Origin of the sequence: Kitasatospora sp. NBC_00374 (genome assembly GCF_041434935.1) — a bacterium.
Lineage (GTDB): Bacteria > Actinomycetota > Actinomycetes > Streptomycetales > Streptomycetaceae > Kitasatospora.
Map to the genome: position 1 here is coordinate 831,038 of NZ_CP107964.1, position 15,382 is coordinate 846,419.

14 protein-coding genes are annotated in these 15,382 nt (G+C 74.5%); 10 read left to right on the top strand and 4 right to left on the bottom strand.

Going from position 1 to position 15,382, the window contains the following annotated elements; all coding sequences use genetic code 11:
• Positions 1-29: 29 nt before the first annotated feature.
• Entirely contained in the window at positions 30-917 is an 888-nt protein-coding gene (locus OG871_RS03905; RefSeq protein WP_371494239.1) for a C40 family peptidase, read from the bottom strand.
• A gap of 189 nt (positions 918-1,106) precedes the next feature.
• Here OG871_RS03905 and OG871_RS03910 point away from each other — a divergent pair, with 189 nt between their 5' ends.
• Together OG871_RS03910 and OG871_RS03915 are read left to right on the top strand one after the other, a co-directional pair.
• Entirely contained in the window at positions 1,107-1,742 is a 636-nt protein-coding gene (locus tag OG871_RS03910) for a DUF4360 domain-containing protein (protein WP_371503208.1), read from the top strand.
• A gap of 58 nt (positions 1,743-1,800) precedes the next feature.
• On the top strand, positions 1,801-2,838 hold the full coding sequence (locus OG871_RS03915) for a D-cysteine desulfhydrase family protein (protein ID WP_371494240.1): 1,038 nt from the start codon (positions 1,801-1,803) through the stop codon (positions 2,836-2,838).
• Between the two features lie 10 nt (positions 2,839-2,848).
• Here OG871_RS03915 and OG871_RS03920 read toward each other — a convergent pair whose 3' ends face one another.
• Together OG871_RS03920 and OG871_RS03925 are read right to left on the bottom strand one after the other, a co-directional pair.
• Positions 2,849-4,207: an amidase gene (locus OG871_RS03920; RefSeq protein WP_371494241.1), complete on the bottom strand. Its 1,359-nt coding sequence runs from the start codon at positions 4,205-4,207 to the stop codon at positions 2,849-2,851.
• 134 nt (positions 4,208-4,341) lie between these two features.
• A complete protein-coding gene (locus tag OG871_RS03925) occupies positions 4,342-5,652 on the bottom strand; it encodes a DUF3533 domain-containing protein (RefSeq protein ID WP_371494242.1) in 1,311 nt (436 codons plus the stop codon).
• A 285-nt stretch (positions 5,653-5,937) separates the two neighbouring features.
• Between OG871_RS03925 and OG871_RS03930 the strand changes: the two genes are divergently transcribed.
• Both OG871_RS03930 and OG871_RS03935 read left to right on the top strand, forming a co-directional pair.
• A complete protein-coding gene (locus tag OG871_RS03930) occupies positions 5,938-6,882 on the top strand; it encodes an LD-carboxypeptidase (RefSeq protein WP_371494243.1) in 945 nt (314 codons plus the stop codon).
• Entirely contained in the window at positions 6,879-7,721 is an 843-nt protein-coding gene (locus OG871_RS03935) for an aminodeoxychorismate lyase (protein WP_371494244.1), read from the top strand. The genes OG871_RS03930 and OG871_RS03935 overlap by 4 nt, the downstream gene beginning before the upstream one ends.
• Before the next feature lie 101 nt (positions 7,722-7,822).
• Here OG871_RS03935 and OG871_RS03940 read toward each other — a convergent pair whose 3' ends face one another.
• Positions 7,823-9,565, bottom strand: coding sequence for a S8 family serine peptidase (locus tag OG871_RS03940; RefSeq protein ID WP_371494245.1), 1,743 nt, complete (start codon positions 9,563-9,565; stop codon positions 7,823-7,825).
• 415 nt (positions 9,566-9,980) lie between these two features.
• On the opposite strand from OG871_RS03940, the gene OG871_RS03945 reads away from it, so the two are divergent.
• The 6 genes from OG871_RS03945 to OG871_RS03970 all read left to right on the top strand — a co-directional run bounded on the left by OG871_RS03945 (position 9,981) and on the right by OG871_RS03970 (position 15,378).
• Positions 9,981-10,370 carry a hypothetical protein gene (locus tag OG871_RS03945; protein WP_371494246.1) on the top strand — a complete coding sequence of 130 codons (390 nt, stop codon included), beginning with the start codon at positions 9,981-9,983 and terminating at the stop codon, positions 10,368-10,370.
• A 40-nt stretch (positions 10,371-10,410) separates the two neighbouring features.
• A complete protein-coding gene (locus OG871_RS03950) occupies positions 10,411-11,010 on the top strand; it encodes a class F sortase (protein WP_371494247.1) in 600 nt (199 codons plus the stop codon).
• Positions 11,011-11,112: 102 nt separating this feature from the next.
• Positions 11,113-11,916 (top strand): hypothetical protein, encoded by an 804-nt coding sequence (locus OG871_RS03955; protein WP_371494248.1) that lies wholly within the window; start codon positions 11,113-11,115, stop codon positions 11,914-11,916.
• Positions 11,913-12,644 carry a two-component system response regulator CseB gene (gene cseB, locus OG871_RS03960; RefSeq protein WP_371494249.1) on the top strand — a complete coding sequence of 244 codons (732 nt, stop codon included), beginning with the start codon at positions 11,913-11,915 and terminating at the stop codon, positions 12,642-12,644. Before OG871_RS03955 ends, cseB begins: the two co-directional genes overlap by 4 nt.
• Positions 12,641-13,882, top strand: coding sequence for a sensor histidine kinase (locus OG871_RS03965; protein ID WP_371494250.1), 1,242 nt, complete (start codon positions 12,641-12,643; stop codon positions 13,880-13,882). The genes cseB and OG871_RS03965 overlap by 4 nt, the downstream gene beginning before the upstream one ends.
• A 239-nt stretch (positions 13,883-14,121) precedes the next feature.
• Entirely contained in the window at positions 14,122-15,378 is a 1,257-nt protein-coding gene (locus tag OG871_RS03970) for a glycosyltransferase (protein WP_371494251.1), read from the top strand.
• Positions 15,379-15,382: the final 4 nt, after the last annotated feature.

Consider the following 15,382-nt stretch of genomic DNA (forward strand, 5'->3'; position numbering starts at 1 on the left):
GCGGGCCAGACGGACGGGGAGGTCGGTGGTCAGGGACGGCCGAGGTGGGTCGGGTAGTACCCACTGCTCAGGGTGGAGATACGGATCTTGGTGCCCGGTCGGGCCGCCTCGACGTACTGGTTGTTGCCGAGGTAGATGGCCACGTGCTCGATGTCCGCGGCCTTGCCGGTCACCGACCAGAACAGCAGGTCACCGCGGCGCAGGCTCGACGAACTGATCGGGGTGGTCGCGGCGTACTGGTCGTTGGCGACCCGCGGCAGGCTGACGCCCGCTCTGCGGTAGGCCTGCTGGACCAGCCCGGAGCAGTCGTAGCCGTCGGGCCCGTTGCCGCCCCAGATGAAGGGCAGGCCGACCTCGCCGAGCGCGAACTGGACCGCCGCCTCGTAGGAGCCCGCGGCCGCGGACGAGCCGCCGCTGCCCGAGCTGCCGGAGCTTCCGGTGCCGCCGCCGATCCGGCTGAGGTAGACGTCGTAGTGGGTCGTCCAGCGCCAGGCACCCGCACTGTTCTTGAACCAGTACTTCGAACCGTCCCAGCCCTGCTTGATCCCGCCACTGCCCGAGCCGCCGGAGCTTCCGGTGCCGCCGCCGATCCGGCTGAGGTAGACGTCGTAGTGGGTCGTCCAGCGCCAGGCACCCGCGCTGTTCTTGAACCAGTACTTCGAACCGTCCCAGCCGCTGTGCGCGGGAGCGGGTTCGGCACTGGCGCCGACCGCCCCGCCGAGGCTGATCGCACTCGCGCCTGCCAGCACGGCGGCGGCCAGGCCGACCCGGCGCACGATCCGCCTGGCGCGGCCCGGTCCGGGGCGGTCCGCCTCGCGGGGCGGCTGCGGGTGACGATCGGCCGGTATCGCCCGGACCTGAGTGGGGGCTGACTCCGTTTCGGCCATGGCCGGGACGATGGTGTTGTTCTTGTCCATGGCAGCCACGCTAAGCAGATCTGACGCCCCCTCGCCTCGTGGTGTCCGCCGAGGGAGGGTTCACGCATGGTGATCGAACCGTCACGCCCCCTGTACGAGGGCCCCACAATGTGATGGCATGGACACGCCAATCAACGGGTCGCCGAGTGGGCGATCCGGGCTCAGGAACGATCGGAAGGAACGCCCATGATGCTCCGTCTGCTGGCTGCCGCCGGCGTCGCCGCCTCAGTGCTCGGCTCACCGATCTTCGGCAACGGATCGACGCCGCCCCCGCCGGACAAGATCGTCATCGATGTGGCGACGGTCAACGGCTCCGGTTGCCCGGCCGGCACCGCCGCCATCGCGGTCTCCCCCGACAACACCGCCTTCACCGTGACCTACAGCAACTACCTCGCCCAGGTCGGCCTCGGCTCCAAGCCCACCGACTTCCGGAAGAACTGTCAGCTCAACCTCAACGTCCACGTCCCGCAGGGCTTCACCTACGCCATCGCCTCCGCCGACTACCGCGGCTACGCCCACCTGGAGAAGGGCGCCACCGCCGTCCAGCGGGCGAACTACTACTTCCAGGGCTCACCCCAGACCGCCTCGCTGAACCACCAGTTCAAGGGGCCGGTGGACGACAGCTGGCAGGCCACCGATTCGGTCGAGGTCGCCGCCCTCGTCTGGTCGCCCTGCGGCGAGCTCCGCAACTTCAACATCAACACCGAGCTGCGGGTGAACGCCGGCACCTCCGACCCGTCGAAGACCACCAGCTTCATGACCATGGACTCCACGGACGGCGACATCAACACCGTCTACCACCTGGCCTGGAAGACCTGCCCCTGACCCACCGACACCCGGGCACGACCACGCCGCGACCGATCGCCCGGCCACCCGTGACAGGATGACCGGCACACGCGCGGGCCTGCTGCGCGGGACGGAGGACGCGGCGGTGAACCGGGACAGCACCACCCCACGGCGAGCGGTGTTCGGCAGTTGGCCGACGCCGCTGGAGCCCGCCCCGAGGCTGGCCCGCGCGCTCGGCCTCGGGGCGGACGACCTGTGGGTCAAGCGGGACGACCTGACCGGCCTCGGCGGCGGCGGGAACAAGGTCCGCAAGCTGGAGTGGCTCTGCGGCGCGGCCCTGGCCGACGGCGCCACCGCGCTGGTGACCACCGGCGGACCGCAGAGCAACCACGCCCGGCTGACCGCCGCCGCCGGGGCCCGGCTCGGGCTCGACGTGGTCCTGGTACTGGCCGGCGCCCCCGGGTCCTCGACCTCGGGGAACCTCGCGCTCGACGGGCTCCTCGGCGCCACCGTGGTCTGGGCCGGCGCGGCCGGCCCGTCCGAGCTCGGCTCCGCCGCCGAGCAGGCCGCCGAGGAGCTGCGGAAGAGCGGCGCCGTCCCCGCGGTGATCCCGTTCGGCGGCTCCAGCGTGCTGGGCGCGCACGGCTACGCCGAGTGCGGCGCCGAACTCCTCGACCAGGCCCCGGACCTGGCGACCGTGGTGACCGCACTCGGCTCCGGCGGCACCATGGCCGGCCTGATCGACCCGCTCGGCGCGGAGCGGGTGCTCGGCGTCCACTGCGGCGCCGTCCCCGACCCGGCCGGCACGGTCTCCGAGCTGGCCTCCGGCCTGACCGGCAGCCACTGCCCGCCGGAGAGCCTGCGGGTGAGGCTCGACCAGGTCGGCGCCGGGTACGGGGCGCTGACCGAACCCGTGATGGCCGCCATGACGCTGGCCGCCCGCACCGAAGGCCTGATCCTCGACCCGACCTACACCGGGCGCGCCATGGCCGGGCTGATCGCCGCCGTCGAGGAGGGCGACATCCGCGCCGGTCAGCGCACCGTCTTCCTGCACACCGGCGGCCTGCCCGGGCTCTTCGGCCACCCCGCGGCAGTCGCCCGCGCGCAGGCCGCGACCGGCACCGACGGGCCGTAACGGCACGCCGTCACACCGCCGGGTCCGGCGCCGTCCGCGGCCAGGGCCGGCGGTGTTCGAGCTCGGCCGCCAGCGCGAGCAGCAGGCGCTCGCCACCGGGCGGTGCCACCAACTGGACGGACAGCGGCAGACCGCGTACCGCGGCCGGGTCGTGCACCGGCAGGACGAGCGCGGGCCAGCCGGCCAGGTTCCAGGGATGGCTGAACGGGGCGTAGCGGATGTTGGACAGCACGTTGGCCGCCCAGCCCCGGGTGTGCCAGCGGGCCGCGGGCGGCGCCGGGTGGGCGAGGGCCGGGGTGACCAGCACGTCGTGCCGGGTGAAGAACTGCTCCAGCAGCGCCTGCCAGCGGGCGCGCTGACCGGCCCGGATCAGGCCCGTGCGGTGGACGGCCCGGCCCAGTGCGGCGTGCCGGCGGGTCCGCGGGTTCAGCAGCGCGGGGTCGAGCGGGCGGGCGTCGTCGGCGGTGCCCGCCAGCCACCGGGCGACCGACGCGGCGCCCAGCCAGGCCGGGTAGCGGACCTCGTCGGCCGCGACCCGGTGCCCGGCGGCCGCCAGGTGCCGACCGGTGTCGTGCACGGCCTCGGCGCAGGCGACGTCGACCGGCAGGCCCGGTGCGGTTTGCCCGGTGGACAGTGCGACGCGCAGCGGCCGCGGCTGCGCCGCCGACCGCTCGGCCGGGCCCGCGAGCACGTCCAGGAGCAGCGCCGCGTCGGCCGCGCAGGTGGCTATCGGGCCGTTCTCGGCCATCCCCGACCAGTCGTCGACCCCGAGCCCGGCGGGCACCACGCCCCGGCCGGGCTTGAGGCCGAGCACGCCGCAGTTGGCGGACGGGATGCGGATGGAGCCCATGCCGTCGTTGCCGAGGGCGATCGGCACCAGGCCCGCCGCGACGGCCGCGGCGCTGCCGCCGGAGGAGCCGCCCGCGCTGCGGGAGAGGTTCCAGGGGTTGCGGGTGGTGCCGTAGACGCTGTCCGTGGTGCCGAAGACGCAGAGTTCGGGGACGGCGGTGAGGCCGACCACGATCGCCCCGGCCGCGCGCAGACGGCGGACCGTCTCGTGGTCGGCGGCCGCCGGGGTGGCGGGGGTGGCGGCCGAGCCGTTGCGGGTCGCCTCGCCCTCGACCGGCAGGTTGTCCTTGACGGCGACCGGCACACCGGCGAGCGGGAGCGCGGCGAGGTCGGGGCGGTCGGCGAGGGCGTCGGCGTCGTGCAGGGCACGTTCGGCCAGGACCTTGCGGAAGGCGCCGAGGTGCGGGTCGAGGCGCTCGATCCGGGCCAGGTGTTCGGCGACCACCTCACGGGGTGTCACCTTGCCCGCCCTGACGGCCTCGGCCGTCTCGGTGGCCGTCCGCCCGGTCCAGCCCGTCATCGCCGCTCCCCCGTCATCGCCGCTCCCCCGCCGTCGCCCGCAGTCGTCTGCCGTGGCCCGTCCGTCCCCGGTCGGACACCGCCCGTCACCCTAGTCAGCGGTTGCGGGGCCGGACAAGGGTGCCGGTAGCCGGTTCAGGCCGCGGGCTGCGGCTCCTGGGCGTGCTCGGGGACGATCCGGTGCAGGCCCTTGCGGTCGTAGTAGGCGGTCATCGCGAAGCCGAAGGCGAGGGCGGCGACCACGCCCACGCCGATCATGATCCAGGCGCGGGTGAGGCCGGCGTCGGCCCGGGCGTCGAAGTAGAGGATGGCGCGGACGCCGTCGGTGAGCTGGCGCATCGGCTCGAACCAGGAGAGCACCCGGTAGAAGTCCGGCAGGGCCTGCAGCGGGACCGTCGCACCCGACGAGGGCAGCGAGAGCGCGATGAACACGAACATGCTGATCAGCTGGCCGATCCCGCCGAACGCGGCCAGCAGTGCCTGGACGCCGAGCCCCACCGCCGCCGAGGCGCAGACCGAGAAGACCCACAGCAGCGGCAGGTGCGAGGCGTCCATGCCGAGGATGACCACGCAGGACAGCATGATCAGACTGGACGTCAGGAGCGACAGGACGACGGACATCGTGCAGGTGACGGCGAGGGTCTGGGTGCGGCTGATCGGGACGGTCGGCAGCTGGGTGCGCATCGGTCCGAGCTCGCTCGCCGCGTAGCCGAGGGAGACGTCGACCCCGTTGGCGATCACGTTGGCGCCCAGGAATCCGGCCAGGACCAGCAGCAGGGTGTAGTAGAAGGCGGTCAGGCCGAGGCCGCTGTGGGTGCCGATCGGGTGGCCGACCGCGGTGTCGACCGTGACCGGGTCGGCCAGCTGGATCCGCGCGGCGTTGACGGCCGAGGCACCCTGGTCGGGCAGCCGGGCGGTGAGGGTCCGGCCGAGCTCCAACGAGGAGACGTGGGCGGCCTGCTGGGCGATCGAGGTCGCCAGCGAGGACGCCAGGCTGCCCGCGCCCGGGTTGGTGAACACCGTCATGGTCGGCCGGGCCGGATCCGGCTGCCCGGTGGCGCCGAGCGCGGCGATCGCCGCCGTGAAACCGGGGCGGACCTCCAGAACGGCGTACAGCTTCCCGGAGGCCAGGCCCTCCTGGGCGCCGGCCTCGTCCAGCTGCCGCCAGGAGATCTGCTCGCCGAGGTCGGGGGCGGCGGCGATGGCGGCCGTGGTGCGGGCGCCCAGGTTGGTCGGCTCACCGGCGACCACGGCGCCCTGGTCGGCGTTGACCAGGCCGATCGGGAGCCGGTGCAGGTCGCCGCGCGGGTTGAGGATGCCGCCCATGTAGACCAGTGAGAGGAGCAGCGCCAGCAATCCGACGAGGACGGTCGGCAGCATCCAGATCCGGGGATTGCGCAGCACCTGCCGGGCGGTGGCCCGGCGTACGGGGTGGTTCGAGGACATGGTTCTCCCGGAGGCGGCGATGATCGCACAGACCCGCAAATTATCCGAAACCGGGCGTGACGACCCGTCGCCTCGCCCACCCGGCCCTCAGCCCGCGGTGCCCGCCCGACGTCCGGCCCGGCATACGGCCCGGCGTACGGCCCGGCGTCCTGGTCCGGCGGCGCACCCGATGGGACGAACACCGCCCAGGGGCCCGCTCTCCCCTGCGATACTGCGACGCATGGAGAACGAACGACCGGCGGCCGGCGGGCTCGGGCGGGCGGACTCGGCGGAAGGCCCGCGCCGATGAGACCGGCGGCCGGCCTGCACCGGCCGCCCCGGCTGCGGACCGGTGACCGCGTCGCCGTGGTCTGCCCGAGCGGCCCCGCCGACCCCGCGCGGCTGCTGGCCGACTGCGCGGTGCTGCGCAGTCTCGGCCTCGACGTCGTCCTGGGCGAGCACGCGCTCGGCCCGGCCCGCTCCGGCTACCTGGCCGCCACCGACCAGGACCGCGCGCACGACCTCGAGGACGCCTGGCTGGACCCGGAGATCGCCGCCGTGGTGTGCGCGCGCGGCGGCTACGGGTCGGCCCGGGTCCTGGAACACCTGCGCTGGGACCTGATGGCCGGAGTGGCGCCGAAGATCCTGCTCGGCTCCAGCGACGCCACCTCACTGCACCGGGCGTTCGCCACCCGGCTGCGGGTCGTCACCCTGTTCGGGCCGATGCCGGCCACCGCCGGTTTCGGCCCCGCCGGCGAACCGCCCGACGAGCGGACCCTCGCCCACCTGCGCACCACCCTGTTCAGCCCGGAGGACGCCTTGGCCTTCACATCCGCCCATCCGTCCGCGCCGACGCCCGGACGGGCCCGAGGGATCACCACCGGGGGCACCCTCAGCCTGCTCGCCGCCGCCGCGGGGTGCGCCGAGGCGGCGCCGGCCGCCGGGGCGATCGTCCTGCTGGAGGACACCGGCGAGGAACCGTACCGGATCGACCGGATGCTCACCCAGCTGCTGCGCGCGGGCTGGTTCGCCGGCGCGGCCAGTGTGGCGACCGGCAGTTGGACGGAGTGCGGGCCGCCGGGCGAGGTGGCCGCCGTGCTGCACGACCGGCTCGCGCCGCTCGGTGTTCCCGTCCTGACCGGGCTGGACTTCGGCCACGGGCAGCCGCAGCTCACCGTCCCCCTCGGGGTCGAGGCCGAACTCGACACCGAGGCAGGCACGCTGACCCTCACCTCGGCGGCGCTGCGATGAGCGCCGGCACCCTGGTACGGCTGGACGGCACCGTCGCCGACCGTTCCCTGCCGCTGCTGCGCGCCGACGACCTGGGCGTCCTGCGCGGCGACGGGGTCTTCGAGGCCCTGCTCGTCGTCGACGGCCGGCCCTGGCACCTGGAGGAACACCTCGCCCGGCTGGAGCGGTCGGCCGCGGCCCTCGGCCTGCGGGCACCCGACACGCAGCTCTGGCGGCGCTGCCTGGCCACCGCGATCGACCGGCACGGCGCGAGCGGTGAGACCTACGCCCGGTTCTTCCTGACCCGCGGACCGGAGGACGGCGGCCCGCAGACCGGGTTCGTCCTGCTCGACGACGTCCCCGACTCCACCCGCCGCTTCCGGGCGGAGGGCGTCCGGATCGTCACCCTCACCAGAGGCCACGTCACCGTGCCGCCCGAGCAGGCGCCCTGGCTGCTCAACGGCGCCAAGACGCTCTCGTACGCCGTCAACATGGCGGCCCAGCGCTGGGCCCGCAGCCACGACGCGGACGAGGCGGTCTTCCTCGCCGAGGACGGTACGGTCCTGGAGGCGCCGACCGCCGCCGTCGTGCTCGCACCCGGCGGCCGCCGGCTGCTCACCCCCTCGCCGGACCTCGGCATCCTGCCGAGCATCGCCCTGCGCGGCCTGTTCAGGGCGGCCGCCGCGGCCGGCTGGGAGTGCGACCACGCGCGGCTGACCACCGCGGACCTGCTGGGCGGTGAGGGTGTGTGGCTGGTCTCCAGCGTCCGCCTGTGCGCCCGGGTCCGCAGCATCGACGGCACCGTCCGCCCGCCGGGCCCGCACGAGGAGGAGATCGCGGCACTCGCCCGGCGGCCGTAGGAGGGCGTCCGGGGCGCCCGCCGGGGTACCGGTCGGCCAACGCGCCGACCCCGGGCCGGCCGGGTGGGCCGGGGTCCGGGGTCGGCGGTGGGGCGGCGGGGTCAGAAGGTGAGGTTCCAGGCGTCGATCCTGCCGACGTCCTGCGAGGCGATGTCTCGGACCCGCAGCTTCCAGGTGCCGTTGGCGACCTCGCTGGAGGCGTTCACCGTGTAGGTCTTGACGACGTTGTCGGCGCTGTCGCTGTCGGTGAAGTCCTCCAGCAGGTAGACGGTGCCGTCGGGGGCCACCAGTGAGACCACCAGGTCGCCGCGGTAGGTGTGCTTGATGTCCACGCCGACCTTGAGGGCGGCCGGGGCGTTGCCGCTCACGCCGGAGACGGTGATCGGGCTCTCCACCGTGGCGTTGTCGTTGACGGCGACGTCGGTGAGGTTCTCGAAGTACGGACCGGACGGCGGGGTGGTGCCGCCGACCGCCTTGAGCGCGTCGACCTGGCCGTCGCCGAAGAAGGCGTTGTTGGCCGTGGTGCCGGTGCAGCGGCTGTCGGACGGGCAGGCCGTGTCGGTGGCGTCGGAGGCCAGCCGGGCGCGGATGTCGGCCGGGGTGAGCGTCGGGTTGGTGCTGGCGATCAGCGCGGCCACGCCGGTGACGTGCGGGGACGCCATCGAGGTGCCGTTCTTGTTGCCGTACTTGCCGCCCGGGAGGGTGGAGTACACGCCGTCGGCGCCGTCGCCGCCGGGCGCCGCGACGTCGATGACGTTGCGGCCGAAGTTGGAGTACGAGGCCTTGACGTTGCCGTTGCCCATCGCCGCGACCGTGACCACGCCCGGCAGTTCGGTCGGGATGTCGACGCAGGCGTTGGTGATGGTGCGGCTGCCCGGGGTCGAGTCGTTGGGGCTCGCCGAGTCGGTGGTCTTGTTCGCCAGGTCGTAGTTGGAGTTGCCGGCGGCGGCGACCTGCAGGGAGCCCTTGCTCTCGGCGTACGCCTCGGCCCGCCGGACGCCCTCGATGATGGCGGCCTGGTCGACGTCGTCCGGGCAGTTGAACTGCCACGGGTCGGTGTAGTAGCTGTTGTTGGTCACCTTGAAGCCGTGGTCGCCGGCCCACATGAAGCCGCACACGGTGTTCTCCGCGAAGAACAGCGTGGTGCTCGGCTCGGCGATCCGGACTGATGCGATCCTGACCCCCGGCGCGACGCCGACGACGCCCTTGCCGTTCCTGGCCGCCGCGATGGTGCCCGCGACGTGGGTGCCGTGGGTGTCCACGTCGCGCCAGGCGCCGGTGCGGGTGTCGGCCTTGCCGTACGCGCAGGAGGCCGAGTCGGCGGCGTCGAAGTTGGGCGCGAGGTCCTGGTGCTGGTCGTCGACGCCGGTGTCGAGGACGCCGACCTTGACCGTGGACGAGCCGGTGGTGACGGCCCAGGCCTGGTCCGCCTTGATCCGGGTCATGTCCCAGCGGTTGGACTCGGTCAGCGTGGTGGCGGCCTGCGTCGGGTTGGCGGGCAGGGCCGGGCTGTAGGCGTCGGCCGGCACGTCGGAGGTGCGGGTCGCGCCCACCTGCTGGACGCCGCCGACGCCGCGGAGGGTCGCCGCGAAGGTCGCGGACGTCGAGTGGGCCACGATCACGCCGATCGCGTCGTAGGACGCGAACACCGAGCCGCCGTTGCCTGCGACCGCCGTCCGGACGGCCGAGGTGTCACCCGGGGCCGTGATGACGAGGTAGGCGCGGGTGCCGGCGGCCCAGGTGGCGGCCGGCGCCGGGGCGGCGGCGGTCCGGGCGGGAGCGGCGGCGGCGAGGCCCGTGGGGGCGATCAGCGCGACGGCCGTGCCGAGGGTGGCAACGGCCACGGCCGAGCGTGTCAGCCGACTGGATATGAGCGAAAGCAATGCGTCGTCCTCCGGAGACCAGATGGCGCTGGTGGCACCAGTCGCGCCCATGACAAAAGGGGGGTGGCCGCAATTTGTCAGATCATCACCCCGGAAGGGAAGTGGTCGGGCGTTACAAGTTCTTTTCATCGCGTTGACCGCACCCGTGCACCGCCCGGCGAAATCCGGTGAGTTGTGCCGGATCAGACGATCCGTCCGGCCGGCCGGCCACCGATCCGCCACCGAACGGCCACCGGTCGACCGTCGGCGGGACTGTTACAGAGTCGGCCGGTGGCTGTTACGCGACCGGCGGAGCACCGTGAGGAGCCGTTCCTACCGTTTGCAGGGTCAACTCGCAGCCACCGGGCCGCGGGTGACGGACAACCGGAGGATTCCCATGTCAGGTACCACTTCCGTGCGCCGTACGATGCGGCTCGCCCTCGTCTCGGCCGGTGTCGTCGGGGCGCTCACGCTCCCCGGCGCCGCCGCCTTCGCCGACGGGCCCAGCAGCCCCACCCCCGCCCCGAGCGTCGCCCCCACCGCCCGTGCGACGACCCCGGCCCCCGCCGTGACGACTCCGTCCGTCGCCGCGAGCGCCCCTGCCGCCGCCCCCGCGAAGACGGACGGCCCGCAGGTGCGGACCGTCCCCAAGGGCGGCGCCCAGACCGGCGAGGGCGACACCGGCGGCTCCTCGGTCCCGGTCGTCCTCGGGTCGGGGCTCGCCCTGGCCGGCGTCGTCGGCGCGGGAATCCTGGTCGTCCGCCGCCGTGCCGGCGCGCAGGCGTAGCCACCACCGCCGTGGCCGGCGCCCACCGTGGGCGCCGGCCGTGGCGGCCGGCCTGCTCGTCATCGGTGGCGTGGGAACGGCGATGCTCGGCCGGGATCCCGGCAACGCCCCGGTCCGGATCGCCTCCGTGGCCGTGGCGCCCACCGTCCCGCCGGCCCCTGACGTACCGTCGGCGGATCCCGTGACGGCCGCGTTCTCACCGCCGGTGCGCCTGGTGATCCCGCGGATCGGGGTGGACGCCCCGGTGCAGGGTGTCGGCCTCAACACCGACGGGACGGTGGAGGTCCCGCCGCTCGACCGGCCGGCCGAGGTCGGCTGGTACCGCAACGGGCCGGCCCCCGGCCAGCGCGGGCCGGCCGTGCTGCTCGGGCACTACGACACCCGCCGGGGCCCGGCGGTGTTCAACCGCCTGCCGGACCTGCGGGCCGGTGACCGGATCGAGATCCGGCGCGCGGACGGCGGCACGGTGGCCTTCCGGGTGCGCGAGCTGCGTCAGTACGCGAAGAGCGCGTTCCCGACCGAGCTCGTGTACGGCGACACCGCCGGCCCCCAGCTCAGGCTGATCACCTGCGGCGGCTCACTCGCCGGCGACGGCCACTACACCGACAACATCGTCGTGCTGGCCGACCCGGTGCCCTGACGCGCGGGCCGTCCGCCGTCCTCCCCCTGGACGGTGGACGGCCCGCCGTCGTGGTGCAGACTGACAGCCTCTCCGCCCCCGCTCCGAAAGGCACCGTCCCGCGTGAGGATATGGCTCACCCGCACCCCGCTGCTGCGGTGCGCGCTCCTGGGAGTCCTGGCCGTCCTGACGGTCGCCGGCTGCGACAGCGCCGGCGGTCTCCACGATGCCGGGCAGACCAGAGCGATCACGTCCCACCCGAGCCCCCTGCCGCTGTGGCCCGCCGCCGAGACGTCCGCGCCGCCCTCCCCGCAGCCGGTGGCGGACCAGTCCGCACCGGAGCCGCTGCCCGGCCTCGCCGTGGGCGGCCTCCAGGAGGTCGACGCGCGCACCGTCCTCGGCAAGGACCCCGAGCTCACCCCCGCCGAACGGACCGCCCTGGACGGCGGCTGTCCCGGCTGCCTGGTGCAGCCCGCGCAGTACCGCGACCTCAGCGGCGACGGCCGCCCCGAACTCCTCACCGCCGTGGTGACCGGCGCCGGCACCGGCGGCGGGCGGGCCGTGCTGCACGTGTACACCCAGCGCGACCGGCAGGTGCTGCCCGTCCTCGCGCTCACCGCGCTGCCCGGCTTCACCGCCGACACCGCGGGCCAGGACCTGGTCGTCCACGAGCCGACCGGCCCGCTCGCGGAGACCAGCAGCACCTACCGCTGGAACTCCGTCCGGATGGCCTTCGCCGACCGCAGGACCGAGGCCACCGGCCCGGCCGCCGACCTCCCCGGCTGCCCGCCCGACGAGCCGACCGCGACGCCCGTGCCGTCCGTCGCTGCCAGCGCCGCGCCCGCGGTCGCGCCCACCGCCCGGCCGACCACACGCGGGCCGGTCCCACCGGCCGTCCCGCAGCCCTCCCCGGCGAGGACCCGATGACCACTCCCGCGCCCGGCACCCCGCGCATCCTGCTGGTCGAGGACGACGAGGTGATCCGCGAGGCCACCCAGATGGCACTGGAGCGCTACGGCTTCCCGGTCGAGACCGCCGGCGACGGCCTGGAGGGCCTGGAGCGCTTCCGCGCCCAACCCCCGGACCTGCTCCTGCTCGACGTGATGCTGCCACTGCTCGACGGCGTCGGCCTGTGCCGGCGGATCCGCGAGGAGAGCTCCCTGCCGATCCTGATGATGTCGGCGCGCACCGAGCCGATCGACGTGATCTCCGGGCTGGAGGCCGGAGCCGACGACTACATCGTCAAGCCCTTCGAGACGGCCGTCCTGGTCGCCCGGATCCGGACCGTGCTGCGGCGCACCGGCATCGGCACGCACCCGGCCGCCGGAACCGCCGCGGCCACCGCGGTCGCGGGCCCCGCAGGCTCCGTCCGGGTGATCGACGACCTGGAGGTGGACACCGGCGCGATGGAGGTCAGGGTCGCCGGGCGTCCCGTACCGCTCACGCCCACCGAACTGCGGCTGCTCCTGGAGTTCACCGCGGCGCCCGGCGTCCTGATGGAGCGCCAGACCCTGCTGGAACGGGTCTGGGACTACTCCTGGGGGGCCGACAGCCGCGTCGTGGACGTCCACGTCCAGCGCCTGCGGGCGAAGATCGGGGCCGGCCGGATCGAGACCGTCCGCGGGTTCGGCTACCGCCTTCGGCGGGTGTCATGACGCTGCGCCGGCAGATCGCCGCCGTGATCGCCCTGGTGTCCTGCCTGGTCGCCCTCACCGTCGGCATCCTGGTCCACCAGGCCTCCGTCCGCCAGCACACCGAACAGGCCAGGAAGTCCGCCGAGGCCGCCCTGGACTCGGTGCTCACCGGCTACGACAGCACCGGCCAGCTGGTGGTCGGCTGGCACGCCGCCGCCGGCGACCCGGCGCTGCCCGCCGAGCTGCGACGGCTCGCCGAGCGCGGCCGCCAGGGCTCGATGCTCGGCCCCGGCCCCCACGGCACCGCCATGTGGGCCGCCGCCGGGGCGGACGGCCGGATCCTGTCGGTCCGGATGGACTTCGCCGAGGACGAGCGGGCGATCGCCGACCTCGACCGCGCGATCCAGATCTCCGCCGCCCTGTCCGTCGTCCTCACCGTCCTCGCGGGCGTCCTCGCCGCCGACCGGATCAGCAGCCGCCTGCGGACCGCCGCCCGGACCGCCCGCACCATCGCCCGCGGCGACCTCGACGCCCGGATCGGCCCGCTGGGCCGCCCCCGCGACGAGGTCGCCGACCTCGCCGCCGCGGTCGACTCGATGTCCGCCGTCCTGCGCAGCAAGCTGGCGAACGAGCAGCGCTTCACCGCCGACGTGGCGCACGAGCTGCGCACGCCGCTCACCGGCCTGCTCACCGCGTCCGAACTGCTGCCGCCGGGCCGGCCCACCGAGCTCGTCCGCAACCGGGTGCACGCACTGTGCGGCCTGACGGAGGATCTGCTGGAGGTCTCCCGGTTGGACGCCCGGGCCGAGGCGCCCGAGCTGTCCGACCAGCCACTCGGTGCGCTGGCGGCCCGGATCGTGGGGTCGGCCGGGTCTGCCGTGCACCTGCGGACCGTCGGATCCGCGGTGGTCACCACCGACCCGCGCCGACTCGACCGGATCGTCTCCAACCTCGTCGCCAACGCCCACCGGCACGGCGCGCCGCCCGTCCGGGTCACGGTGGAGGGCGCCACCCTCACCGTCCGGGACCACGGCCCCGGCTACCCCGAGGACGTCCTGCGCGAGGGTCCGCAGCGATTCCGCACCGGCGCCCGGGAGCGCGGGCACGGCCACGGGCTGGGGCTGACCATCGCCCAGGGCCACGCCGAGGCCGTCGGGGCCGAACTGCGGCTCGGCAACCACCCCGACGGCGGCGCGATCGCCGAGCTCCGCCTGCCGCAGGCCGGCAGCCGGGCGTGGGAGGAGCAGGGCAAGGGGTGACCGGGCGTCGCTTCCGACCGATCGATGCGCCGGGGGCGGGCGGCGGCTTTCGAATCGGGCCGCCGCTGTCGCTTGTTTGCGCAGAGTCCTGTCCGCCCGGAGCGGGTGACGGTGGGAAAGAGGAGTACACACTCCTTGCCACTCTCAAGTTATAGCGCACCGGGGGGCTTGCGGCAAGGCCCCCGTCGTGCCGCAGAATCTTCGACCGTAGCCGGAATTCGGGGAAGTGGGAGTACGAAATGCGTGTCTTGCTGTCGGCCTACGATTCGCGCGGGGGCGTCGAGCCGCTGCTGGGACTCGCGGTGCGGTTGCGGGAACTGGGCGCGGAGGTACGGGTCTGCGCGCCGCCGGACGAGGAGTTCGCGAAACGGCTGGCCGTGGTGGGTGTGGAGATGGTGCCGACCGGCCGGTCGGTGCGCGACCTGGTGACCGGGAAGACGCCGCCGTCGCCGGGCGGCGTGCCCCGGCGCGCGGCCGAGTTGGTCGCCGCGTTCCACGACAACGTCACCGTGGCGGCCGAGGGGTGTGACGTGCTGGTGGCGACCGGCCTCGTACCGGCCGTGGCCGGCGTGAAGTCGGTGGCCGAGAAGCTGGGCATCCGCTACGTGTACGCGAGTTACCAGCCGGTCAGCCTGCCGTCGCCGCACCACCCGCCGATGCCGCGGCCGGGCCGGCCGCTCCCTCCGGATGTGACCGACAACCGCGTGCTGTGGGACCGGGACGCCCAGGACGCGCAAGCGGTGTTCGGCGAGGCGATCAACACCCACCGGGCGTCGATCGGCCTGCCGGCGCTGGACAACGTCCGCGACCACGTCTTCACCGACCGGCCGTGGCTGGCCACGGACCCGGTCCTGGCCCCGTGGCAGCAGCCGGCGGACCTCGACGTGGTGCAGACCGGCGCTTGGGTCCTGCCGGACGAACGCCCGCTCCCCGCCGAGTTGGTGGAGTTCCTGGACGCCGGCACACCGCCGGTGTACGTGGGCTTCGGCAGCATTCCCGTGCGCGATCCGGAGGACGTCGCCCGGGTGGCGATCGAGGCGATCCGCGCGCAGGGCCGGCGCGTTCTCCTCTCCCGGGGCTGGGCCGATCTGGCCCTGATCGACGACCAGGAGGACTGCTTCGTCGTCGGCGAGGTCAACCACCAGGCGCTGTTCCGCCGGGTGGCCGCCGTCGTGCACCACGGCGGCGCGGGCACGACGACGACGGCCACCTGGGCCGGGGCGCCTCAGGTGGTGGTACCCCAGGGGGCCGACCAGCCGTATTTCGCCGGCCGGGTGGCCGACCTGGGCATCGGCGCGGCACACGACGGCCCGACCTCGACCACCGAGTCCCTGGCAGCCGCGCTCGGGACCGCCCTGACCCCAGATACCCGCGCACGGGCATCGGCCGTGGCCGACACCTTCCGCACCGACGGGGCGGCGGTGGCCGCGAGACTGCTGCTCGACGCGGTCGGCGGGGCGCTGCCGGCGATGCCGGAGGGCCTGGACCCCCGCTGACCGG

Bases quoted from the DNA above. Each gene is read 5' to 3' on its own strand.
- OG871_RS03905 (WP_371494239.1), bottom strand. From the start codon at position 917: ATGGACAAGAACAACACCATCGTCCCGGCCATGGCCGAAACGGAGTCA.
- OG871_RS03910 (WP_371503208.1), top strand. From the start codon at position 1,107: ATGCTCCGTCTGCTGGCTGCCGCCGGCGTCGCCGCCTCAGTGCTCGGC.
- OG871_RS03915 (WP_371494240.1), top strand. From the start codon at position 1,801: ATGACCGGCACACGCGCGGGCCTGCTGCGCGGGACGGAGGACGCGGCG.
- OG871_RS03920 (WP_371494241.1), bottom strand. From the start codon at position 4,207: ATGACGGGCTGGACCGGGCGGACGGCCACCGAGACGGCCGAGGCCGTC.
- OG871_RS03925 (WP_371494242.1), bottom strand. From the start codon at position 5,652: ATGTCCTCGAACCACCCCGTACGCCGGGCCACCGCCCGGCAGGTGCTG.
- OG871_RS03930 (WP_371494243.1), top strand. From the start codon at position 5,938: ATGAGACCGGCGGCCGGCCTGCACCGGCCGCCCCGGCTGCGGACCGGT.
- OG871_RS03935 (WP_371494244.1), top strand. From the start codon at position 6,879: ATGAGCGCCGGCACCCTGGTACGGCTGGACGGCACCGTCGCCGACCGT.
- OG871_RS03945 (WP_371494246.1), top strand. From the start codon at position 9,981: ATGTCAGGTACCACTTCCGTGCGCCGTACGATGCGGCTCGCCCTCGTC.
- cseB (WP_371494249.1), top strand. From the start codon at position 11,913: ATGACCACTCCCGCGCCCGGCACCCCGCGCATCCTGCTGGTCGAGGAC.
- OG871_RS03965 (WP_371494250.1), top strand. From the start codon at position 12,641: ATGACGCTGCGCCGGCAGATCGCCGCCGTGATCGCCCTGGTGTCCTGC.
- OG871_RS03970 (WP_371494251.1), top strand. From the start codon at position 14,122: ATGCGTGTCTTGCTGTCGGCCTACGATTCGCGCGGGGGCGTCGAGCCG.